Source organism: Massilia genomosp. 1 (assembly GCF_011682185.1).
In the GTDB taxonomy this organism is placed as follows: Bacteria; Pseudomonadota; Gammaproteobacteria; order Burkholderiales; family Burkholderiaceae_D; genus Telluria_A; species Telluria_A rubra.
Map to the genome: position 1 here is coordinate 1 of NZ_WHJF01000045.1, position 22,687 is coordinate 22,687.

21 protein-coding genes and 1 pseudogene are annotated in these 22,687 nt (G+C 67.4%); 7 read left to right on the forward strand and 15 right to left on the reverse strand.

What is annotated here, in order from left to right; all coding sequences use genetic code 11:
* The 3 genes and pseudogenes from F1735_RS35720 to F1735_RS17450 form a co-directional block, all read left to right on the forward strand.
* Positions 1–611: pseudogene (locus F1735_RS35720) on the forward strand (hypothetical protein); the annotation flags it as partial.
* A 122-nt stretch (positions 612–733) separates the two neighbouring features.
* Positions 734–1,342, forward strand: a complete 609-nt coding sequence (locus F1735_RS17445; RefSeq protein ID WP_167238113.1) for a TetR/AcrR family transcriptional regulator — start codon at positions 734–736, stop codon at positions 1,340–1,342.
* A 101-nt stretch (positions 1,343–1,443) separates the two neighbouring features.
* The gene (locus F1735_RS17450) at positions 1,444–2,121 is read left to right on the forward strand and encodes a type 1 glutamine amidotransferase domain-containing protein (RefSeq protein ID WP_167238114.1); all 678 of its coding nucleotides are present in this window, start codon (positions 1,444–1,446) and stop codon (positions 2,119–2,121) included.
* 32 nt (positions 2,122–2,153) lie between these two features.
* Here F1735_RS17450 and F1735_RS17455 read toward each other — a convergent pair whose 3' ends face one another.
* Both F1735_RS17455 and F1735_RS17460 read right to left on the reverse strand, forming a co-directional pair.
* Positions 2,154–2,465, reverse strand: a complete 312-nt coding sequence (locus F1735_RS17455) for a cupin (protein ID WP_167238115.1) — start codon at positions 2,463–2,465, stop codon at positions 2,154–2,156.
* A 10-nt stretch (positions 2,466–2,475) separates the two neighbouring features.
* The gene (locus F1735_RS17460) at positions 2,476–2,946 is read right to left on the reverse strand and encodes a DJ-1/PfpI family protein (protein WP_373888539.1); all 471 of its coding nucleotides are present in this window, start codon (positions 2,944–2,946) and stop codon (positions 2,476–2,478) included.
* A gap of 59 nt (positions 2,947–3,005) precedes the next feature.
* Between F1735_RS17460 and F1735_RS17465 the strand changes: the two genes are divergently transcribed.
* From F1735_RS17465 to F1735_RS17475, 3 genes are all read left to right on the forward strand, one after another.
* On the forward strand, positions 3,006–3,317 hold the full coding sequence (locus F1735_RS17465; protein WP_373888540.1) for a helix-turn-helix domain-containing protein: 312 nt from the start codon (positions 3,006–3,008) through the stop codon (positions 3,315–3,317).
* 121 nt (positions 3,318–3,438) lie between these two features.
* Positions 3,439–3,879, forward strand: coding sequence for an acyl-CoA thioesterase (locus F1735_RS17470; RefSeq protein WP_167238117.1), 441 nt, complete (start codon positions 3,439–3,441; stop codon positions 3,877–3,879).
* 8 nt (positions 3,880–3,887) lie between these two features.
* Positions 3,888–4,214, forward strand: a complete 327-nt coding sequence (locus tag F1735_RS17475; protein ID WP_167238118.1) for a hypothetical protein — start codon at positions 3,888–3,890, stop codon at positions 4,212–4,214.
* 29 nt (positions 4,215–4,243) lie between these two features.
* On the opposite strand, the gene F1735_RS17480 is transcribed toward F1735_RS17475, so the two are convergent.
* From F1735_RS17480 to F1735_RS17515, 8 genes are all read right to left on the reverse strand, one after another.
* Complete coding sequence (locus F1735_RS17480) at positions 4,244–6,337, reverse strand: TonB-dependent receptor (RefSeq protein WP_167238119.1); 2,094 nt, start codon at positions 6,335–6,337, stop codon at positions 4,244–4,246.
* On the reverse strand, positions 6,334–6,546 hold the full coding sequence (locus F1735_RS17485; protein ID WP_167238120.1) for a hypothetical protein: 213 nt from the start codon (positions 6,544–6,546) through the stop codon (positions 6,334–6,336). Before F1735_RS17485 ends, F1735_RS17480 begins: the two co-directional genes overlap by 4 nt.
* A gap of 85 nt (positions 6,547–6,631) precedes the next feature.
* Positions 6,632–7,006 (reverse strand): DUF2946 domain-containing protein, encoded by a 375-nt coding sequence (locus tag F1735_RS17490; RefSeq protein WP_167238121.1) that lies wholly within the window; start codon positions 7,004–7,006, stop codon positions 6,632–6,634.
* 58 nt (positions 7,007–7,064) lie between these two features.
* Positions 7,065–8,264 (reverse strand): response regulator, encoded by a 1,200-nt coding sequence (locus tag F1735_RS17495; protein WP_167238122.1) that lies wholly within the window; start codon positions 8,262–8,264, stop codon positions 7,065–7,067.
* Between the two features lie 141 nt (positions 8,265–8,405).
* Positions 8,406–9,293, reverse strand: coding sequence for a glucose-1-phosphate thymidylyltransferase RfbA (gene rfbA, locus F1735_RS17500; RefSeq protein WP_167238123.1), 888 nt, complete (start codon positions 9,291–9,293; stop codon positions 8,406–8,408).
* Positions 9,290–10,345, reverse strand: a complete 1,056-nt coding sequence (gene rfbB / locus F1735_RS17505) for a dTDP-glucose 4,6-dehydratase (protein ID WP_167238124.1) — start codon at positions 10,343–10,345, stop codon at positions 9,290–9,292. Before rfbB ends, rfbA begins: the two co-directional genes overlap by 4 nt.
* Before the next feature lie 89 nt (positions 10,346–10,434).
* Positions 10,435–11,175: a methyltransferase domain-containing protein gene (locus F1735_RS17510; RefSeq protein WP_167238125.1), complete on the reverse strand. Its 741-nt coding sequence runs from the start codon at positions 11,173–11,175 to the stop codon at positions 10,435–10,437.
* Between the two features lie 13 nt (positions 11,176–11,188).
* A complete protein-coding gene (locus F1735_RS17515; protein ID WP_167238126.1) occupies positions 11,189–11,824 on the reverse strand; it encodes a class I SAM-dependent methyltransferase in 636 nt (211 codons plus the stop codon).
* A gap of 115 nt (positions 11,825–11,939) precedes the next feature.
* On the opposite strand from F1735_RS17515, the gene cysC reads away from it, so the two are divergent.
* The gene (gene cysC, locus F1735_RS17520; protein WP_167238127.1) at positions 11,940–12,539 is read left to right on the forward strand and encodes an adenylyl-sulfate kinase; all 600 of its coding nucleotides are present in this window, start codon (positions 11,940–11,942) and stop codon (positions 12,537–12,539) included.
* Here cysC and F1735_RS17525 read toward each other — a convergent pair.
* Genes F1735_RS17525 through F1735_RS17545 form a run of 5 tightly spaced genes read right to left on the reverse strand, consistent with a single transcriptional unit; the run spans position 12,530 to position 22,652 of the window.
* Positions 12,530–13,459 carry a class I SAM-dependent methyltransferase gene (locus tag F1735_RS17525; RefSeq protein WP_167238128.1) on the reverse strand — a complete coding sequence of 310 codons (930 nt, stop codon included), beginning with the start codon at positions 13,457–13,459 and terminating at the stop codon, positions 12,530–12,532. The two genes, cysC and F1735_RS17525, sit on opposite strands and share 10 nt — an antisense overlap.
* Complete coding sequence (locus tag F1735_RS17530; protein WP_167238129.1) at positions 13,452–15,464, reverse strand: hypothetical protein; 2,013 nt, start codon at positions 15,462–15,464, stop codon at positions 13,452–13,454. Before F1735_RS17530 ends, F1735_RS17525 begins: the two co-directional genes overlap by 8 nt.
* Entirely contained in the window at positions 15,452–16,762 is a 1,311-nt protein-coding gene (locus F1735_RS17535) for a hypothetical protein (RefSeq protein ID WP_167238130.1), read from the reverse strand. Before F1735_RS17535 ends, F1735_RS17530 begins: the two co-directional genes overlap by 13 nt.
* Entirely contained in the window at positions 16,762–18,276 is a 1,515-nt protein-coding gene (locus F1735_RS17540; RefSeq protein ID WP_167238131.1) for a class I SAM-dependent methyltransferase, read from the reverse strand. The genes F1735_RS17535 and F1735_RS17540 overlap by 1 nt, the downstream gene beginning before the upstream one ends.
* On the reverse strand, positions 18,273–22,652 hold the full coding sequence (locus F1735_RS17545; RefSeq protein WP_167238132.1) for a glycosyltransferase family protein: 4,380 nt from the start codon (positions 22,650–22,652) through the stop codon (positions 18,273–18,275). Before F1735_RS17545 ends, F1735_RS17540 begins: the two co-directional genes overlap by 4 nt.
* Positions 22,653–22,687: the final 35 nt, after the last annotated feature.

Genomic DNA, 22,687 nt, shown 5'->3' on the forward strand with positions numbered 1-22,687 from the left:
CCCACTATGCCCCGCGCCCCACGCCGGCGCCCACCCCGCCCCCGCCCCCCCCCCCTCCGCCCCCGCCGGCGCCGCCGGCTCCCCATCCCCCGCCGCCGCCAACGCCAACGCCAACGCCAACGCCAACGCCGCCAGTGGAAGTTGCCGAACTCGTGTTGCCGCAGTTGCCCGTGATTGCGCCCGTCCCCCCGGTCGTTACCAGGGCAGCGTCGCCGTTGCAACTGACCATCCCGCCGCCCGTGCCTGGGACGGGTGCGCAGCGGGGCCTCGGTGCGCAAGCGAAAGAAGCCATCACCGTGTCGCTGGTGCGGGCCTCCTCGAAGCAGGTCGCCGGCCTGGTGGCGGTAGGTATTCCCAAGGAAATCATCGCCAGCGGCGAACGCTTCAGCATCGCCTTGCCGAAACAGTTGAGCGCTGCGATGGCGGTCGGCGGCGTGTCGGTGCAGGTCACCCGCACCGACGCCTCGCCGTTGCCGGGCTGGCTGGCTTACAACGCGCAGACCCAGAGCTTCGATGTGTCCGCCGCACCGGCTGGCGCGCTGCCGTTCGAGGTCTTGATTGTTGTTGACGGCCAGCGCTGGACCATGGTGCTGACCCAGACCGGCCAGTAGAGCGCGCCGCGACCGCTTGCGCTCATGCTCCTGTCGCCAGAGCAGGCAGGAGCATGACGCGCTGCCCCGCATCGGGTTACAGGGTCCTAGACGACCGGTCTAATCTAGGTTATAGTACACCCATGAACACAAGAACACCATCCGACAGCGCCGATGTTCGCGGAAACATCCTTTCCACCGGCCAGCGCATCATGGCCGCGAAAGGGTTTTCGGCGGTCGGCCTGAACGAGATCCTGCTCGCTGCCGGGGTGCCGAAAGGCTCCTTTTACCATTACTTCGGTTCCAAGGATGCGTTCGGGGAAGCCATGCTCGAAGCCTATTTTGAAGACTACCTGGCGCAAATCGACGCCACCTTCAGCCAGCCCGGCCTCGACATGGCCCAACGCCTGATGAATTACTGGAAAAGCTGGCAGGCGGCGCAAACGTCCTTCGAATGCCAGGGAAAATGCCTGGCCGTGAAGCTGGGCGCCGAAGTGGCCGACTTGTCCGAGGCAATGCGCCTGTCCCTCAAGCGCGGCACGGCCGGCATCGTCGCCAGGCTGGCCGGCGCCATCGAGGCCGGCGTGGCCGAAGGGTCGCTGGCGATCGACAGCGATGTCGAGACCACCGCCCACAGCCTGTACCAGCTGTGGCTGGGCGCGAGCATCATGGTGAAAATTGGCCGCGACACCCAGCCGTTCGACTGGGCGCTGTCGAGCACGCGTCAACTATTACATCTCTCCCCGGAGTAAGGGGAGTTTGCCTTGCCGGCGGTTCGCCCGCCAATTTTTTGCCCTGCGAATAGACGACTGGTCTACTCGTTTTCATTGATGATCTATTTAGGAGAAATACCATGAAAGTTCTGATCGTACTGACCTCGCATAGCGAACTTGGCAACACTGGCCGCAAAACCGGCTTCTGGCTGGAAGAATTGGCCGCCCCGTATTACATCTTCAAGGATGCCGGCGTCGAGATGGTGCTCGCGTCGCCGGCAGGCGGCCAGCCGCCGCTCGACCCGAAGAGCAACGAACCGGCTTCCCAGACCGAAGCGACGCACCGTTTCGAGGCCGACGTGGAAGCGACGGCCCAACTGGCCGCCACCGTGCGTCTCGACAGTGTGCAGCAAGCCGACTTCGACGCGGTGTTTTATCCAGGCGGCCACGGCCCGCTGTGGGACCTGGCGAACGACCAGCACTCGATCGCCCTGATCGACGCCTTCATCGCGGCCAACAAGCCGGTCGCGCTGGTCTGCCATGCGCCGGGCGTGCTGCGCGACGTCAAAACCGCGGCCGGCCGTCCGCTGGTCGAAGGCAAGCAGGTCACCGGCTTCACCAATACGGAAGAAGACGGCGTGGGATTGACCGAGGTGGTGCCGTTCCTGGTTGAAGACATGCTCAAGGCTAACGGCGGCGTGTATTCCAAGGGCGCCGACTGGGGCTCGTACGTGCTCACCGACGGCCTGCTGATTACCGGCCAGAACCCGGCCTCGTCGGCCGAAGCGGCCGCCGTGCTGGTCAAGCGACTGGCCTGAGCGGCGCCGCCCGGACGTGCCGAGCGTGGACGCTACACGCTGCCGGCGCGCTCGATGACCAGGATGCGCGCCTGTCCCAGCGGATGCGCGCTGTGGGCGTCGCCCTCGGCGGCGTAGAAGATGTCGCCGGCGCACAAATGCGCCACCAGCTCGCGCCCGTCGTCGCGGTAGTGCATCGCCACTTCGCCGTCGAGCACCGCGAATACCTCCTGGCCGTCGTTGACGTGCCAGGGGTAGGGCTGGTCGCTCCAGTGCAGGCGCACGGTGGCCTTGTCCATGGCGGCGATCAGCTGCGCGTCCCAGGCGCGCGCGCCGAGGTAATCCTTGCTGCGCACGATACGCATTTTCGCCCCCTCATCGCTCGTTCCACTCGTATTCCATCAGGTGCGCGGTGCGCAGCGCCAGTTCGCGCCCCGCCAGCCGTTCGACCAGATGCAGCGACATGTCGATGCCGGCCGAAATGCCGCCCGAGGTGACGATGGCGCCATTGTCGATCCAGCGCCGCTGTTCGCGCACCCGCACCAGCGGGAAGGACGTGCGCAACTCCTCCACGTCCGCCCAATGGGTGCTTGCCTCCTGCCCGTCGAGCAGCCCCGCCTGCGCCAGCAGGATGGCGCCGGTGCAGACCGACGCCGTCAATTCCGCCTTGCCGGCGGTGGCGGCGATCCAGGCGATGACGTCGGGCTTGGCCAGTTCCTTGGTCACCACGCCGCCCGGCACGATCAGCACATCGATGTCGCCGGCGCCGGCAAAATCGGCTTCCGGCAGCACGCTCAGGCCGGCCCGGGCGCGCAGCATCGCAGTCGTGGCGCCGATGGTGTACACCCGGAACGGCGCCGCGCCAGTTCAGCTCCCAACTGCTGGCGCAGGCCGATCCGCAAGACGTGCATGCCCAGCTGACCGACTGGCTGCGCCCGCGCCTGCGCCAGCGGATCGACGTCGAACAGATGGCGGCGGCGTGTGCGCTGTCGGTGCGCACCTTGCACCGCCAACTGCGCCAGGCGGCCGGCCTGTCGCCGGCCCAGCTGCTGCTGCGGCTGCGCATGGAGGCCGCCTGCGGCCTGCTCGAACGCCCCGGCATGACAGTCAAGCGCGCCGCCAGCCAGAGCGGCTTCGGCAGCGAGTACAATCTGCGACGGGCCTTCGCCGCGCAACTGGGCGTGGTGCCGAGCGACTACCAGGCGCGCTTCGGCTGATTCACGCCACAGCGCGCACATTTTTTGGGGACCTCGAAAAACCGTCGCGAGCGGCGCAAGCTTCGTTCGAGAAGCGCTGCGCAGTAGGTTTTTTGAGGTCCCCTTTTGAAAAGGGACTGTTTTGGACTGGGACTATGCAAACCCGTTTGTGCAGGCGATCACGCCGCAGCCGGGCGATATCGACGGACTCGATCACACCAACAATGCCGTGTATGTGCAATGGTGCGAACAGATCGGCTGGGCGCACTCGGAGCAGCTTGGCCTGAACCTGGACGACTACCGCCGCCTCGACCGGGGCATGGCGATCCGGCGCGGCGAGTACGACTATCTGCTGCCGACCGTGGTGGGCGAGTCCCTGAGCCTGGCCACGTGGCTGAGCGGTGGCGACGGCAAGATCGCGATGGAACGCCGTTTTCAACTGATCCGCGCGCGCGATGGCGTCACCGTGCTGCGAGGGCGCTGGGACCTGGTCTGCATTGAAATCAGCAGCGGCAAGGTGCGCCGCATGCCGGCCGAGTTCTTGACCGCCTACCTTCCCGGCGTGGCGCCAGCCGGTGGGTGAGCCAATCCATGCCGGCCGCTGAAAAATATCCCACCACGCCCGACGGGCGCTATTCTGTCGTGTCTGGCCGCCTGTGGCGCACCAGTAATCCCGCTCTTGCGCCGGATGAACGGCAAGCACTGGTCGACCAGCTCATGACGGCGCGCAGGCAGGTCGGCGCCGCCAAAAAATCGGGCGATGCCGACGCCGAACGCTACGCCCGCGCGGCGGTCGACACGGCCAAGCGCGCCCTGGGCGAGCGGGGGCCGGTGTGGTGGACCGACGGTACACCCGATTTCAACCGGTGCATGGCCGCCAACACGCCTTACGCGCAGTGGTACGCGGACCTTGCCTGAGCAGCCCGCGCTGCGGCACCGGCATCGGATCAGAAACCGATGGTCAGCCCCAGTTCCACCGAGCGGCCGTAACCGGGCAAGGCTTGCAAGGCCCCGCGCTGCGCGGCCAGGCCCGACAGGTACACGCCGCCCAGCGGGTCGGCATACTGCTTGTCCAGCAGGTTGCTCACGCCGGCCGACAGGCGCACGTTCTTGCGCAACTGGTAGACGGCGCGGGCGTTGAGCAGCGCGTAGCCCGCCGTGTGCGGCTCCAGCCGGCGGGCATCGGCATGGTCCTTGTGCGCCACCAGCCTGGTCTCGACCTGGCCGCTCCACGGACCGTGGCTGTAGTCGAGCGCCAGCAGGGCGTTGGGCGGCGAGATGTGATACAGGTCGCCGCCATCGGCGCGCTTGCCGCGCGTGTAGGCCGCATTGCCCGTGAACGCCAGCGAGGCCGGCAGCGGCATGCGCCACGACAGGTTGGCGCCATACAGCCTGGCGTCATGATTGGCGAAGCGCAGCAGGGCGCCTTGCGCGATCTTGCTCCTGTACGGGTTGAACTGGCCCAGCGTATCGACATCGATATAGTCGCTGACCCGGTTGTAGTACGGGTTGAGCTTGACGAACCAGCCGTCCGCCCCGCCGCCGTGCCAGTGCGCGGTCAAGGCCAGGGTGGTGGCGGTTTCCGGCTTGAGGTCGATGTTGCCGACATAGCCGTTGCCATCGCCGAACCAGTTGGTCATGGTCATCGCCATCGTGCCGCGTCCCCACGAATAGCGCTCGTACAGGTTGGGCGAGCGCGTCTTGCGCGCCGCCGCCAGCTCGTAGGTGGTGTTGGCGTCGGCCGCGAAGCGCGCCAGCGCGGTCAGGTCCAGGTTGCCGTCGCGCTGGCGCCGCGCGCGCGCGTTGAATGCTTGCGCCGCCGCCGCGTCGGCCGCGTTCATCATGTTGCTCGCATACGGCTGGACCGCGCCGGCGTCCATGCGCACCGATTCCCAGCGCGCGCCGAAGAGCGAGGTCCAGCGCCCGCCATGGCGGGTTTCGGCTTCGCCGTACAGCGCGATGCGGTCGCGCCGGCCATCGTTGATGTTCACATAGGTTTGCGGTCCCATCATCATCGAACCGGGAACGGCGGGCCAGAAGTCGTCCAGCCTGAACGTGTGCAGTTCCTGCCCCAGGCGCACGGTGCTGGCGTCGCCCGCCGGGAGCGTGATCTTGAGTGCATAGCCGGCATTGCGGCCATCGGTCAGCATCGGCATGGTGCCGGGCCGCTCGGGTGTGAAGAAGCCCATCTCGTGCCTGGTCGATTGCCAGTAAGCGCTGGCGTCGAGCTCGCCCCAGCCGAAGGTCGACAGCCAGTTCAGGTTGGCGAAGGTGGCGTCGTTGCCGGTCATGTCCATGTACTGGTTGGGGAAGCCCTGGTAGGGAATGCGCTGCACGCCGGCGCGCAGCGTCAGGCGCTGGCCGTCGCCGCGCAGGGCCAGCACGGCCGACTGGTTGGTGCTGCGGTACATGCTGCCAAGGACGCGCTGGCCGTCGCCATCGTCGTAGCTGTGCCCGCGCGCTTGCGCAACGCTGTAGCCGAAGCTCATGCGCTCGTTCGCCACGTTGGCCGAGACGCCGGCGTTGACTGCCGCGCCGTTGCTGCGCCCGCTCAGGGACAGTTTGCCGCTGGTGACGAGGCGCTCGCCATCGGCGCCGAACACCGGCGCGGCCGACTTGACGGTCAGGGTGCCGCCGATGCTGTCGCCGCCGGCGCTGACCGGCGTGACCCCCGCCAGCACCTCGATATGGCCGACCTGGGTGGGGTCGATGTACGACAGCGGCGCATTCATGTGGTTGGCGCAGGCGGAAGTGATTTCCATGCCGTCGATGCGGATTTTCAGGCGGTCGTCGCCCAGGCCATTGACAAAGGGCAGGCCGGACACGCCGCCGCCCTGGGCCACGCTATAGCCGGGGGTGGCGCCCAGCAGCGAGGCGGCGTCGCCGGAGCCGTTCTGCGGTGCGCGCCAGCCTTCGCCGATGGCCGAGACGATCACCCGCATGCGCGGTTCGGTGGTGTTTTCAAGCGTGTTCTGGGCGCCGGCGTTGCCAGCGGCGGCGCCGGCCAGGGCCAGGAAGACGGGAATGTGGAGGTGGTTCATGGTGCGTCCTTGCTGGCGGAAAGTGATGCTGTGTTCAAGTGCGTGGCGGCGGCCGGCACGAGTTGCAGTGCGAAGAAGGGGGCCGCAGGCAGGCAATACGATGCGAAGTAGAAAAAGGCCAGCGCGCTGAAGGCGGCGGCGTTAAAGCAGCGCAGCGTGCGCAGCGCGATGGCGAGCGTGGTCGCTGAAGCGACAGGGGTCGGTGTCAAGATACATCCTCGTCAAACAGGTTCGCAGCCGCGCGGATGGCGGCACAAGGCCCCGGCAAGCCGGTGGCCAGACTGGTACGGACGGTCAGGCGAGGAGGGGAGGGGCGCGCGGGTTGGCCGACGACCAGGCGTGCAGCGGTGCCGGCGCACGGTAGAACAGCGATGGGTAGGAAGTGCGGCCGGTCGCGACGATCAGCATGCCCGTGGGCGGCGCCGGCGGCAGGTACGAGCCGGCGTGGGTGGTGCAGAACGCGCAGTGCTGCATGGCGTGATGGCCCGGGCCGGAGGTGTCGCCGTCGCTGGCGGCGACGTCGATCAGCCTGACGCCCTCGCTGGTACACACTTCCATCGTTACAGACGCCATGGCGGCGCTGCCGATGGCGGGCGCGAAGGCACTGAACAGGATGGCCAGGAAGGCGATCCAGAGGTGCAGTGTTTGTCGCTTTGCCAGGGTGCTCATGCGGGCATTATAGACGGGCAAGTGCCGTTTGCCCAGATGGCTTCTGCCGCGCTGACTCCTAGCGCGGCGGTTCGGCGAGCGTGGCCGCGTCCAGGATGGGCCGGACCACCGCCAGCAAGGCAGTGCCGGAGCTGGTGACCAAGCGCGCCCCGGCCTGCTCGGCGGCCTTGCCGTGCATGGCCGCCATGCCCCTGCTGCAATACACCACGATTTGCAGTTCGGGACGCAGCTTCATGGCTTCCCGTATCAGAATCAGGCCGGCATCCTGCACGCGCCGTCCATCTTCGAGTCGCGCCATATCCGTGATCACGAGATCGAATTTTTCCTGGCTGATTCGGGCCAGGGCAGCGTCAGTGGTGGTGACCTGCTCGACCTCGGTCTCGATCAGCTTGAATTGCTCCACGAGCAGGGTATTGTTGGTCGGTACATCGTCGACCCATAAAATGCGCCGCTGTCTTGATTTATTGAATGGACTCGGGGCGGGAGGCACCGTGGTGGCCACGGCGAGATTTTTGGGCGTGGCCAGGACCAGTTTGCCGACGATCTCCTGTAGGTCGTCGATGGCGGTTTGCTGCAGCTTGCTCAGGAAATGAACCTCGATTTCCGTTCCCGCAGCCAGGCGGACCTGGTCGTTTTGAATGATGACCAGATTGTCGGCGCGCTTGATGATAATGGCGAGGTAAATGCGCGTGAGCAGATAGCCGATCAGGAAGCCGAGCACCGAGAAATACATCATGATGCCGCCCGCAATAGGGAGCGCGACATCGTTGGCGATTGCCAGGCCCGGAGCGATGAATTCCGCCACGCTGTACGCGGCGCGCGGAAGATTTTTCAGTTCCACCAGGCCGACGCCAACGATAATTTTGGTAAGCCAGTCCGATACCTCGACCAGGTTTGAATTGATTTCATTGGGAGCGGGCGGGCTCGGTGTACCTGTGTCGCGGCGGGAACCCGGTTTGCCGGCGCCGGAACCATCGCCGGTAGCCATCGTTTCGGCCGCCAGCTTGACCGCGCCCGCTGGCAGGGTGCGCGGAATGCCGAACAAAAAACCCAGCAGCATGCCACTGGCGCAGAAGCCGAGGCTCCACATGAGCGCCGGCGCCAGGTGGTAGTGGGGATTCAATATCGAGCCTCCCAGCACGACCAGCAAGCCGCTTCCCAGTGCCGCCAGCAGCACCAGGGGGAGGAGATCATCGCGCCACGCTTCCATGGCGGAGTCCACCGGATTGCGCGCCTGTGCTTTGCCCTGATCTCGCATGGTTAATCCTCGCTATGGCTTGGCTGTTGGGGTCCATTCTGCCGCAAGCAAGGGCCCTTGAAAGATTGAATTTTTAAGACGTCGAAAAAGTAACAGTAGCGTTGAATGGACCTTCCTTGGTCGACAAAACCGGGGCCTGCCTCAGAAAATCTGGTCGTACAAGACCCGCAGCAGGTATTTGCCGTAGGCGTTATCCTTGATCGGCCGCGCCAGCGCTTCCAGTTCTTCGGCGCCGATGAAGCCCTTGCGGTACGCGACTTCTTCCGGTACCGCGATTTTCAAGCCCTGGCGCTTTTCGATGGTGGCGATGAATTGCGAGGCGTCGAGCAGCGATTCATGCGTTCCCGTGTCGAGCCAGGCCATGCCGCGTCCCATCACTTCCACGTGCAACTGGCCGGCGGCCAGGTAGGCGCGATTGACGTCGGTGATTTCGAGCTCGCCGCGCGCCGACGGGCGGATGTCGGCCGCGATGTCGCACACCTGGCGGTCGTAGAAATACAGCCCGGTCACCGCGTAATTCGACTTCGGCACCTTGGGTTTTTCTTCGATCGACAGCGCATTCTGCCCGTCGCCGAATTCGACCACGCCGTAGCGTTCCGGGTCGAGCACGTGATAGGCGAACACGGTGGCGCCGTCGTGATGGTCGTCGGCCTTTTTCAGCTTGTTATCGAGTTCGTGCCCATAATAGATATTGTCGCCCAAAATCAGCGCCGACGGCCGGTTGCCCACAAACTCGCGCCCGATGATGAAAGCCTGCGCCAGGCCATCCGGCGAAGGCTGCACTGCATATTGAAGGTTGATGCCCCAGGCGCTGCCGTCGCCCAGCAATTCGCGAAAACGCGGCGTGTCCTGCGGGGTCGAAATGATCAGGATATCGCGGATCCCGGCCAGCATCAGCGTGGTGAGCGGGTAGTAAATCATCGGCTTGTCGTACACCGGCAGCAATTGCTTGGAGATGCTGGTGGTGACCGGGTACAGGCGCGAGCCGGAACCACCGGCCAGGATGATGCCCTTGCGTGCGGCGCTCATGGCGCCACTCCCGCCGTCCAATGCACATCCCGATACGCGCCCGAGGCTATCGCCGCCGCCCAGTCGCGGTTGGCCAGGTACCAGCGCACCGTGCGCGCCAGCCCGCTGGCAAAATCCTCGGCCGGCGCCCAGCCCAGTTCGCGCTGCAGCTTGCCCGCATCGACCGCATAACGGCGGTCATGGCCGGCGCGGTCGGTCACATGCGCAATCTGGCCGCGGTACGACCCGGCCGCCGGCGCCGCGGCGTCGAGCAGGTCGCACAGCGTATGCACCACGTCGATATTGCTCATTTCGTTTTGTCCCCCCACGTTATAGACCTGGCCCGGACGGCCGGCGTCGAGAATGCGGCGCAGCGCCGCGCAATGGTCGCCCACGTACAGCCAGTCGCGGATCTGGCGGCCGTCGCCGTACACGGGCAGCGCTTTGCCGGCCAGCGCATTGGCGATCATCAGCGGAATGAGCTTTTCGGGGAACTGGCGCGGCCCGTAATTGTTCGAGCAATTGCTGGTCAGGGTCGGCAAGCCGTAGGTGTGATAACAGGCCCGCACCAGATGGTCCGAGGCCGCCTTGGACGCCGCATACGGGCTGTTCGGCGCGTAGGCCGATTGCTCGGTAAATGCCGGCTCCAACGGCCCCAGGGTGCCGTACACTTCATCGGTCGAGACGTGCAGGAAGCGAAACGCGCTTTTGTCGACGCCATCGAGTTCCTGCCAATACGCGCGCGCCGCCTCCAGCAGCGCAAACGTGCCGTTGATATTGGTGGCGATGAATTGGCCGGGCGCGTCGATCGAGCGGTCCACATGGCTTTCGGCGGCAAAATGGATGATGGCGCGCGGGCGGTGCCTGGCGAGCAGTCCCGATACCAGCGCGCGCTCGCCGATATCGCCGCGCACGAATACATGGCGCGCATCGTCCCTGAGCGGCGCCAGGTTATCCAGGTTGCCCGCATAGGTCAGTTGGTCGAGATTGATCACCGGCTCGTCGCTGTGGGCCAGCCAGTCGAGGATGAAATTGGATCCGATAAAGCCGGCGCCACCGGTGACAAGAATCATGGAGTGTCCCTCAAAGGTCGGCAAGTCGACATGCCGATTTTATGTGAAATGCGGCGCGACGGGAATGGAATTGTTTAACATTTGCACGATCACAGATGCTCGAGAAAGCAGATCTCGCAGCCGACCGAGGTAATCGACATGTCGGTCGGCGAGACTTGCTGGCGCGCGCGGATCGCCTCCATCAGCGGCGCCGCATTGCGCAAATAGGGGTCGCTGCGCACGTTGAACTGCAGCACCAGCGCGCCCACGTCGCGCAGCGCCTGCAAAAAGTCCACCGCCGTCATGCGGTTCAGGTTGCGGGTATACGCGGCCCAGCGCTCCGGGAACTGCTCCTTGATCTCGTGCGGCGCCATCCACAGGTGCTCCCAGTTGCATTTGCCCAGATGGCCGCCGATGGCCGAAAACCACAGCCCGTCAGCGTAGATCGCCATCCGCCCGCCGGGCCGCAGCAATGGGCGCAGCGCGTTCAACACGCCTTTCAGGTCGCTTACATGCTCGAACACGCCGTTCGACACGATCAGGTCGTAGCGGCCCGGATGGTCGAGCGCCAGGTCATGCACATTGCATTCGTGCATGGCGTAACAGACATCGCCGAAGCCCTCTTCCGCCATCAGCTCGTCGAGCGGCGCATGGGTCCTGATGCCGAGGTCGATGCCGAGCACGGAGCGCGCCCCGCGCCGCGCGCTCCACAGCACTTCGTTACCCAGGCCGCAGCCAAACACCAGCACGTCCTTGCCGGCCGGGTCGCCCAGCGGCAGCAGCGCCTTGTCCAGGCCCTCGACGCGCTGGCGGATGTAGTCTTTCTTGCTGGCGATGTCGTCGGCGGTCATCGAGGCGAGGCTTTCATGGCTGGTGGTGGAACATGTGCACCGGCAGCACCATTCCGGTGACGGGGTCGGCCGCTTCATGCACGCGCATCTCGACGCCCAGTTCGTCGCAGCGAAAATGCCGGCCCAGGTCGCGTCCGTACCAGCGCCGCACGCTGCCCGGCGGCCCCACCTGGATCGCGGTCCACGGCCGCGCGTGCGGATCGGCGAAGCCGACCTGCAGCACGCCGCGTGGCGATAGCAGGCGCAGCAAGCGGGCAAAGGCCTCGCGGTCCCGGTCCAGGTATTCGAACATGTGGATCATGCCGATGAAATCGATACTGCCGGCGCCGTAGCCGGCCAGCGCGTCCGGCAAGCTGCCGGCGCGAACCGATGGCGCCGCGTCGCAATGGGCGAACCAGCGCGGATCGGCGCCATGTTCGGTTCCCAGCAGCAGGGCGCGCCGCCACTCCAGGTCGCCCCCGTGCAGCTCTTGCAGCACGCGTGCGCCGACGCGCTGCCGTTCCAGCGAACCGCAGGCGAGGCAGTGCGGGCCGCGCTGGTCTTTGCCGAGGCGTCCGCCCGGGCCGGGGCCGAACTCCTTGCCGCCGCACAGCTTGCACACGGGTGTGGACTGGGCTTGCATGCGTTCAAGCGCCAATTGCGTGTCCATGCGCCCCCATCTGAAAAAATTCGCAGCGCGCGTCAGGAAAACCCGCCGCGCAGCCACGGTTTATGTGAATATATCGTCGCGCCAGTTCGCTCACCCCCTCTTGCCGAGTCCCGCCATGCCAACACCTCCAACACCTGCCGCCAGCATCACCCGCGCCGAACGCGCCGTCCAGAACCGCCACCGTGGCGCCGTGTTGTGGCTGACCGGCCTGTCCGGCGCCGGCAAGTCGACCGTGGCCCAGGCGCTGGCGCGGCGCCTGTTCGAGATGGACTGCCGCAGCTACGTGCTCGACGGCGACCAGCTGCGCAGCGGCCTGTGCGCCGACCTTGGCTTTTCGGATGCCGCCCGCAGCGAAAACATCCGCCGCGCCGGCGAACTGGCGGCCTTGTTCGCCGATGCCGGCATGATCGTCATCGGCGCCTTTATCTCGCCCTTCGCCGCTGACCGCGCACGGGTCCGGGCGCTGGTTCCCGACGGCGCTTTTCTCGAAGTCTTTTGCCAGTGCCCGCTCGCGCTGTGCGAAGAGCGCGACGTCAAGGGCCTGTACCGGCGCGCGCGCGACGGCCAGCTGGCCGAGTTCACCGGTATCTCCTCGCCCTACGAGGCGCCGGACGCGCCCGACCTGGTGCTCGACACCGCCGGGGGCTCGGTCGAGGACGCGCTGGCGTCGCTGCTGCTTCTGCTGCGCGAGCGCCACGTTACCCATCAGGCGTAGGCAGCGGCCGGATCGAGCTTGCGCGCATGCGCCACCGCATACACGAAGTCGCCCGCATCGCTGTAGAGATCGTCAATCGCCAGCAAGGCGGCCAGCAGGCCGTCGTCGCGCTCTTCGTCCAGGTTGGCCAGGATATCGTTCAGCGCGAGCATGTAGACAATGCCGCCGGCCGGCACCAGCGCCGCATTCGGAAACACCGCCCGCACGCTGGGCAGGATGTTGGCGCTGTCGACGCACTCGCTCGGATCGGCCGCGCGCATGCCGGCCACGGTCGGGCGGCTCCTGCGCAACGGTATCAGGCGCCCCGGCTGGTGCGGATCGTCCAGGTAGCGCGCCGGCAGCATCCGGCGCACGCGTTCAACCAGGTCGAGCTGGTGATCGCTCCATTGCATGTAGCTCGGCGCCACGCATTCGTGCATGTAGAACAGGCCGCCGGTGTGGAGCACGCGCCGGCTCCAGGCGACGGCGTCGAGGGTGGGATTCATGTGGTGCAAGGCGTCGCGCCAGTACACCAGGTCGTATTGCCCGGACGCCGCGCCGGCGAACGGATCGGCGCTGCTGACCGAGATGCGCGCGCTCAAGCCCATGGCGGCGGCGCTGGCGTGGATTGCCGCGACCCGGCTGGCGGCGATTTCGACCAGGTCGAAGTGCTCGACCACGCCGGCCTTGAGCAATTGCAGCTCGTGGTAGCCGGTCCCGCAGCCGACCGAGATGGCGCGCCCGAAGGGGGCTGCGTCATTTTGCGCGCGCAGCAGCGCCAGGTCGCCGCCAGCGGTGCCGTCGCTTTCCTCGCCGGCGATGCGGCGGTTGATGTGGCGCACGATGGCCTTCGATTGCCACCAGCGCGTGCGCTGCGGCAGAGACCGCGGCGCGTTCCAGTGCGCGGCGGTTTGCAGCGCGTCAGCCAACGCCTCACTCATCGCGTGCTCCCTGGCGCGCTGCGTCCAGCGCCGCCAGCAGCGTGACGACCAGCGGCGGTTGCGGCGCCATCACCACCGACAGGCTGCAGCCGGCGCAAAGCTGGCTCCGCACGCTGCCCGGCAAGGCCGGATGAAATTGCGGATCGCTGCCTGTGGTGAGCAGCAAGCTGGCGCCATCGACCTCACAAAAATGCACGGCGCGCCAGTCCTGGCCGGCATGCCCATCGGCGTCCCAGCGCCACATCAGCGCGCCCTTGGGGCTGATCAGTTCGATCGACGCCAGGCGCAGCGCCAGGATGCCGTCGGCCGGGTCGAAGCGCAGGCGCTCGATGCCGGCCACGCCGTGCGGAAAGGTAAAGTGCAGCACCTGCTCGCTGCCATCGAGCACGATCGGCAGGCTGAGCGCCTGCTCTTCGCTGAAATCCTCGTCAGGCCCGCGCCAGAACAGCTGGCTCGCCATGCGCGGCGCGGGTGCGGGCCGTGGCTGGAAGCGCAGCGGCGCGGGCACGGCCGGCGCGGCGAACAGGGTGGCGATGTTCCCCTCTGCCGTTTTGGCCAGGAATTGATGGTAGCTGATCAAGCCGGCGTAGGAGGTGCGCTGGGCCGCGAATTGCTGGTAGTTGAGATCGGCGAGCGGATAAGCGAGCGCCAGCCCATTGTTCCAGATCAGGCCGACCCCGTAATCCTCGTCCACCGTTGCGGTCAAGCCCGGATTGTGGTGGCGCAGCAGGGCGAAGGCCTTGTAGGTTTCGCCGCACCAGGTGCCGGGGCTGCGTTGTGCGCTGGTCCAGGCTTCCTGTTCGGGATTGCAGTCATGCACCACCAGCACGCCGCCGGGATTGAGCAGCGCCGGCAAGGCGCGTAGCGCCTCGTCCACCGCCGGACGCAGATGCACCGGGTCGTAGAAAATGATGTCGAAGCGCTGCCCGGCGTGCCGTTCCAGCAGTTGCGCCAGGTCCAGGATGTCGTGCGGCGGCACCGTGGCCGCCGTGCGCAGCAGGCGCTCGGTGTTGGCCCCGTCGAGGTAGTTATGTTCGGGAATATAGGCCTGGGTCTTGCTGTCGCAGGCGACTTGCTCGAAACAGCCGGAAGCGTCGAACTTTTGGTATTCAAGATAGCGCTTGAAGCCGAATTGGCGGATCAGCCGGTTGACGACGTCCGCCTTGCCCAGGCGCACAGGCATAGCCGGCCCATGCTGGCCGGGCGTAGGCAGCGTGAGCGGCGCTAAATCGAAGAACTGGCGTCGTTCGCGCACCAGGCGCTCGAAATACACCCAGCTGTGCCCGGGGGTGATCAGCGGCGGATCGGCCAGGGTCCAGTCGTCGGCGTAGCCGAGGGCGGCCATCAGGGGCTCCAGCAGCGGCCGGTAAAGCGCCACGTCGTCGCGGGTAAACCAGTGGCGCCAGTCGCCGGCGCCCTTGGTGCGCGTGACGCGCTGGTAAGTCGGATCGACCTTGGGGTCGGCCCGCACGGCAAGGCCGAGGTAGGCCGACAGGGCGTCCAGCCGGCCCGCCACCAGGTCTTCGTAGCGCAGGATGAACCAGTCGCCGCCGTGGGCGGCGGCGAACGCCGCCAGCGCCTGGTTGGCGGCGCAGGTGCGTTCCAGCAAGACCGATGGCGGTCGCAGTTGCGGAAACGCTTGCAGGGCCACCGAGGCCGGGTCTTGCTGTTTGCGTTGCAGCAGCGCGGCGATGGTGCGCAGCCAGGGGGCATCGTCCATCTGGACGCGGAACGACGCCACCATGTACAGCAGCCGGCTGATGAGGTTATCGCGCGGGTCGCGCACCAGCAGGATGCGGCGCTCGAACCTGGCGCCGAAGGCGGCGATGTCGTCGGGGCGCTCCTGTTCGAACAGCAGCTTGGCCGCCGTGTGCGGTGCCAGCGGCGGCAGGGTGGCGATGCGCTCCTCGAAATGGATCACCGGCTCGCCGCCCATCGCTTGCGCCACCGCGTACAGCAGCGCCGTGGTGCCGGTCTTGGCGGCGCCGACGATCAGGCAGCGCATGGCGCTTCTTTTTGGATCATGGATGTCGTCTCGTCAAATACGTCGCGCGGGTGCAGCCAGCGCGCGCAGGAAAAGTCGGCCGTGACGGCCAGCAGCCGCTCGAGGAAGCGCCAGGTGCCATCAAGCATGACGCGGTGGTGGCTGAGGATGCCGACCGGCTCGCTCAACTGGCCGGTGCGGCGCATTTGCAAAATCGCCACCAGGCGCTCGACCAGCGCGGCCGGCTCGCGCACGCCGGCGCCGTTGCGCCAGTCGACGATGTCGAGGTGGGTATCGACGCGCACCAGCCCATCGACCGGGGTGTACGGCTCGGACAGGTATTGCGACACGCCGTAGAGGCCGAGCGCCGGCAGGCGCGCCGCCAGCGCCGGCGCCAGCTTGTTCCAGGGCGGCACCATGACCGGCATGAAGCGTTCGCCGAACAGCTCGCGCATGCGTTCGCTGCCGCGCACCAGGTCCGCTTCGGCCTCCGCCGCTTCGCGCGCCGCCCCGAATTCGCCGTTGGGCTGGTCCGGCGCCGCATGGTTGGTGTGATTCCAGCCGTGCTGGCAAAACGCCAGGGTCGGCATGCCGTCTTCGGTGGCGCGCGCCAGGCTGGCGTCGGCCTGGGCGGGAATGACCGCCACCAGCACCGGCGCGGCGTGGCGCTGCGAGAGCGCGGCCAGGCGGCGCAGGGCGGGGCTGTCGGCGACCAGGTCGTCGTCGCGCCACCACAAACCGCACGCGCGTTGTTCAGCTTCCCAGCAGGCCAGTTCGGCGCGCAGCGGGGCGAACGGGTCCTCGACCACGCGCGCCGCCACGGCGGCTTGTCCGTGGCGCGCCTGCAGATACGGCAGCCAGCGCGCCGCGTCGGCGCCATCGCGCAGCAGCAGGCTGGCGGCCAGGCGCGCCGGGCTGCCCGGGTCGGCCACGTCCATGGCGATCACCGAACAGGGTGCGCAGTGCAAGGCCAGCAACCCAGCCAGGACGGCGCCATCGCCACCAACGTACACGACGCCGCGCGCCGGCAGCGTGTCGAACGCGTCGGCCACGTCCGCCGGCTCGGCGAGGGCCAGGTCGGCCTTCGTGGCGCGCCCGCCGAACCAGCGTTCATCGAGGCCGTGCGGGGCGGGCGCGGGCGCCAGCGTGCGCCAGGCCAGCAAGCCATGCGGGAGCGCCTGGAAGACGCTGCGCATCACCCTCTGGCGCGCGCTGCTGGCGCACACCGGGCACAGCGCGTCGTGCGCCTCGCGCATGCCGGCCCCGCACAGATTGCAGTGCGCGTCGGCGAGTCGGCAGGCCGGCGTCGGCTCGCGCATCATGGCAGTTGTTGATCGACGATGACCAGGGCCGGGTCCCAGGCCAGCAGCCAGGCGCGCACGCGCGCGATATCGGCCGCATCCTTGGCGAACAGGTGGGCCACGTCGGAAGCGCCGGTGACCGGGTCGATGCCTTGCACGGCCAGCATGCCGATCCCCTTGGCGGCGCAGCCGAAGCGCTGGTACACGTCGCGCCCGTAGCGGTGTACATTGGCGTAGCGGTCGACCGGCACGTCGAAGTCTTCGGTCACGGCGCGCAGCTCGCTGCCGCCGAAACCGATGTGCAGCAGCCCGCGCGGCGACAGGACGCGGTGCAGCTCGTCGAAGGCGGCCAGGTCGCGCGCAATGCATTCGAGCACGTGGCTGACGGTGAGGTAGTCGTAGCTGCCGTCCGGGCGCGCGATGGCCTGGATGTCGAGGCTGCCGGGGCCGTCGTACACCGACACTTCATGGCTGCGGAACCAGGCCGGGTTGTGCGCCTGGTCCGGGCTGAACTGAAGGCTGCGGCGCCAGTCGAGAAAGCCGACCGGGATTGCCTGGAACATGTGGCGTACCACGCGCTGGCGCTCCAGCGAGCCGCAGCTTTGGCAGCAGGGAGGCGCGCCGGTGCTGGCCAGGCGCCCGGCCGGGCCGGGGCCGAAGGCGCTGCCGCCGCAGATGTTGCAGGCGGGCGCAGCCGGCGTAGGCGGCGCCAGCGTTTCCGCTGGTGCGGGCGGCTCCGGTTCCTGCGCGGGCGCGCCCTGGCGGCGCAGCACGAACCAGTCCTGGAACTCGCCGTCGTTGGGGTCGCCCAGCCAGCTGCCCGGGTGGTGCGATGCGACGCTCCAGCCTTCCTCGGCGAATACCTGGCGCAGGAAGGATTCCTTGTAGGCGATCACATGCAGCGGCTCTGCCGGGTTGTGGATGAAGGCGTGCGGGGAAATCTGCTCGGTCAGCCGGTAGCGCATCGCCGGGTGCTGGGCAAGCAGCGAAAAATCGTCGGGCAGGCGGAAAAAGGTGGCCAGCCACTTGCCGTCCGGGCGCACCAGCGGGCCGATGCGGCGCAGGTAGTGGCGGATGTCGTCCTCGTACATGTGCGTAAACACCGAAAACGAGGTGACGCAGTCGAAGCTGGCCTCGGCATAAGGCAACTTGATGTCTTCGAACGGCAGGCCGCCCGGATTGTAGCGGGCGTTGTGTACGTTGGCGAAGTCGAAGTCGTAGCGGGCGGCGTCGTGGGCTTGCGCGAAGTTGCGCTTGAGCCAGTCGACTTGCGTGGACAAAATATCAAAGCCGCGGTAGCTGCCGCGAAATCCGGCGCGCCGCAATCCGTACGCCAGGCGGCCGTAGCCGCAGCCGACGTCGAGCAGGTCGCAGTCCAGGGCGACATCGTGACTGAGCACGGTGCGGCACAGGTGCTCGCAGATCGGCAAGAATGTCTCGTCGGTCTCGGCCATGAAGCGCAGCTTGACCGGCGGCAGCGGCGGCTGGGGCGCCGTTTCGGCGTGCGGGACGGCGTTCAGGACGGCGCTCATGCGGCCTCCACGCTGATAACTGGCGCGCTGGCGGCGACGGTGTCCGGGGCCAGCCGTGCGACGACCTGCAAGATGTCGTCGACGCGGTGCTGGAAAGTATGATTGGCGATGATCAGTTCACGCAAGCGTTTGCCTCCCCTGTCAGTTTTTGCTTTGCCGCGCTGTAGCCTGGCGACCCCGGCCGCCAGATTTTCCGGCGTGTTGTAGTAATGTACAGCATCGCCGAACAGCGCGCGGCACGCTTGCATGTCATCGCTGACGATGGTCGCGCCGCAGGCGCCGGCGTCGAACAGGCGGTTCGACACGAATCCCTGGTCGCGCATGTCGCTCCAGTGGTCGTTGAGCACCACTTTGGCGGCCGAATAGTAATGCCGCAGGCGCGCGTTGGGAATGTAGGTCTGGCGCACCATCTGCGGCGGCAGGATGCCTTCCCACAGGCCGCCGTACACGGCCAGATCGACCCCGCCGGCCAGCGCGTACTGCACCACCTCGCGCAGCTGGCCGCGCGAATTGCCGACGAAAATCACCTCCGGTACATCGAGTTCCTCGTCATGCTCCGGATAGAACAGCGCCGGGTCGGTGCATTGCAGCAGCGGGCTGACCTGGTCGCCCATGCGCTCGCCCAGCCAGGCCGCAAAGCTGTTCGAGGCCACGAACGTGTGCTCGTACTGCTGCAGTTCGCTCACGGTCACATCGTCCGGATGGCTGATCAGCCACGCCAGGTTGATGGCGGTCGGCTGCGGCTGGTACTGGGACAGCCCGCGCAGCACGATCACCACGTCGTCGGCGGCGGTCAGGCCGCAGTACCAGTCGGGCAGGATGTCGATCCGGGCCACGTGCCCGCGTTTTTCCAGGGCGCGCTTGATGCCCAGCGCGAAGTGCCAGTCGCCCCATTGCTCGCGCTGGTCCATGGACGGCACCCCGATCTTGATCGCAAAGCGCAAGGTGTGCCGAAGCAGGCCGCGCAGGCCGTCGCGGAAGGTGGCGGCGCGCACGTCGTAGGTGTGCTTTTCCAGCACCTCCCGCTGCAGCCTGGCGGCGAGCGCCTCGCGCTCCTCGTCGTTGTCGAGGTAGTGGCGCAGCAGGGCCTGGAGTTGCTGCTCGTCGTCGAAGGCCGGCAGCAGGCCGGGGAACAGTTCCTCGGCGCCGCCACGGCAGTTGGTCAGCACCAGCTTGCCGGTAGCCAAGGCGTCGAACACGCGCGAATTGAGCGAGTTCCAGTTGCGCGTGACCGGGTGGCTGTCGTCGAGCACGATCTTGGCGGAGTTGTAGATCTCCGGCAGCGCCGCGTACGGCACCGCGCCGCGCCAGTGGGCCTTCCAGTCGGGCCGGTCTTGCCAGCCGTGGCCGTAGATGGCGAAGCGGTAGCGCTCGCGCGCCAGGTCTTGCAGGCCGATCGCTTCGCGCTCGGCGCCCCAGTAGCTGCCGGTAAACGTGACGTCGCTGGCGTGTTCGGGCGCCGCCGGCAGCGGCTTGAAGCGGGCGGCGTTGGCCGCGATCGGCAGCAGGGTCGCTTCGATGGCGGTGGCCTCGCGCAGATGCGCGATCGCTTTCTGCGACGACGCAAACACCAGCTGGTAGGCTTGCAGGTGCGGGGCGTCGATCCACTGGTCGACCCGGTTGCGCACCCAGGCCACCGTGACCAGGCCCGGATTGGCTTCGCTGATCTTGTCGATGGCGTAATCGTGGCGCATCACCACCAGCACGTCGGTGCCGGGTAACTGGTGGGTTGGCATGGACGCGAACATGACTTCCCAGCCGTACAGGCGGTGCAGCGCCTCGCCCAGTTCCAGCGCCGTGAAAAAGTCGCCGGCCGGGGTGCTGATGGCGGTGGCGGTCACCGCAATGGTGACCCGCAGCGGGGCCGGTCGCCACATGGTTTCGCCCTCGACCAGCGAGCGCAGGATGGTGCGGGTCAGCCGGCGTCCGTAGCGTTCGATGTACAGCTTGCGGTTGTTCGCGTGCAGCTTGGCCGAGTACATTTTCTGGTGCGCGCCGGCGCGGATCTTGGAGTCGCGCGTGGCGCTGCGGTTGTGCAGCGCCACGGCGGCGGTATCGCACAGTACGGCCTTGCCCAGGTTCAGGCGCAGGGCCAGGCACAGGTCCACGTCTTCCATGCCGTAGACATAGCCTTCGTAAAAGCCGCCGATGGCCTTGAATTGCTCGGCGCGGCACATCAGCAGGGCGGCGGTGGCCACCGGCAGGTCGTAGCAGCCGGCCAGGTCGGCGTGCGGCTGTTCGCCGATTTCCATCGGCGCGTAATAGCGCTGGCCCTTGCCGGCCAGGGTGTCGACCTTGAACTGCACGCCCTGGTGATGGGTGACGTAGCGCCAGGCATCGGCCCCGCTGGCGAGCGGCTCGAGCAGCTTGAGGCCGACCGCGCCGACCTGCGGGTCGTCCAGGTGTTCGCGCATGACCGCCAGGCAGTCGTGCAGCATTACCAGGTCGTTGTTGGCGAATACCAGGTAGCGCCCGCGCGCCAGGGCGGCGCCATAGTTGTTGGAGGCCGCGAACGAAAAATTGACGCCGCGCGCCAGGATGCGCAAGGGCAGCCGGTCGGCATATTCGGCCGCCACGGCCATGCTGGCGTCGACCGAGCCGTGGTCGATCAGCAGCAGTTCGTAGTCGTGCAGCCAGTCGATGCGCAGCATCGATTCGAGCAGGTCGCGCAGGATGGTGGCGCCGTTCCAGTTCAGGACGATGATCGAGATCAGCGGCGTGCCGGGTTCCGCCAGCGGCGCCGGCAGGCGCGCGCGCCGGCCCTGCCACAGTTGCGGCGGCGCGCGGTGGCTGTAGTGGCCGTCCGGCAGGGGCGCGATCTGGCGAGCGAAAAAGTCGACCAGCGGGAAGCGCAGGCTGTCGTTCTCGATCTTGAGGGCCAGGGCGCCTTCGACGATCACGGCCCGGATCTTGCGCTGGGCGCCGTTCATCAGGTGGGTCGGGAACCTGAGCAGGAAGGCATGGTGGCCGTGCCGGTGGTCGTTGCGCAGGCGCGCGCTGAAGCGGTTGGCCTCGGCCACCGCCAGCAAGGTGTCGTCGACATAGATCGCGACGTGGACCGGCACTGCCGGGTTCTTGCGGTCCCACGCCCAGCCCATGATCATGCCGGTATTGAGCTGTTCGACAAACCCCTGGTAGCGCTCGGCCGGGTCGATCTTGGCCAGTTGCTCGGGCTTGAGAACAAGCGGCACGTCGTGTTCGAGCCGGAAATTGAGCGGCATGCCATCCACTCGCACGCTGATCCGGCGCGCCTGGCCGTCGTACAGCGCGGCCGGGAACAGCAGTTCGAAGCCGTGATTGCCCTCGGTCTGGAGCTGTTTGTTGACGTCGAGCCGGAGAATCTGGGTCTGGTTCTGGCACAGCAACTGCTCGCCCTCGTACAGGCCGACCGTGAGCACCTGGTTGGTGTCGCGCGTGTCGAGCGCCCAGCCGTGCAGGCCGTTGGAGTCGACCCGGTCGACCCGGCCCACCACCGGGTGGCGCCACGCCAGCGAGAGCGCGCCGCCCTGGGCGCGCAGGCGGCAGCGGGTGCCGTGCAGGTTGATGGCGATGGCGTGCTGTGCGCCGTCGTACAGGGTGAACGGCAGCTCGAACTTGAAGTTGAAGGCCGCGCCCGGCTCGGCGCCGGCGTCCACCGGCATTTTGCCCAGGCTGCGCTGGCCGTCGTCCACGCGCAGCTCGGCCGCGCCGCCGGGCGCCCCGCGCGGATCGATCCAGCCGTACAGGATGCCGTTGCGGACGTGGTAGTTGCCGGCGTCGACAGCGGCAAACACGCTCAGTTCGCGCGGCAGCGCCAGTTGGGCGCCCAGTTCCGGCACGCGCAGGGTCAGCTGGTGCAACTGGCCGTCGAACAGCGCATCCGGCACCGGCAGCAGGAAATCCGGGCCGCTCGCCTGCGCCGCCAGCAGCACGCCGTCGGCATGCAGTTCGATGGTCAGCGCCTGGCCCGGCCCGGCGCCGAGGATGGCGCCGCCGATGCCGGCCGCTTCCACCTGTGCGAGCACGATGGCGCCGCTGGCGTGGCGCGCCGGCTGCGCGCCGCCGTCCTGCGCGGGGGCGCGCTCCAGCTTGATGGTGGTGTCGAAGACCCAGGCTTCGAGCGTGTCGAGCGCGACCTGGGGCATGTGGCGCGGCAGCGGCCAGTGGAAGCCGAAGCCGCCGGCATCGTCGCGCTCCACGCTGCAGGTGGTAAAGCCGATCGGCTTGCCGCCGGCGCGAAACTCCAGCGCCAGTTGCTCCTGCGGGCAATTGAGGTCCAGGCACCAGCCGCTGACGCCGTCAGGGCCGATGCGCTCGATCAGGCCACGGATGGCGCGCCCGGCCAGTGTGCCGTTGCCGGCGCGATCGTTCGGTACCGCGTTGCTGCTGACATCCATGCTGTCTCCTGAATCGATAAAGGGAGTTGGAAAGA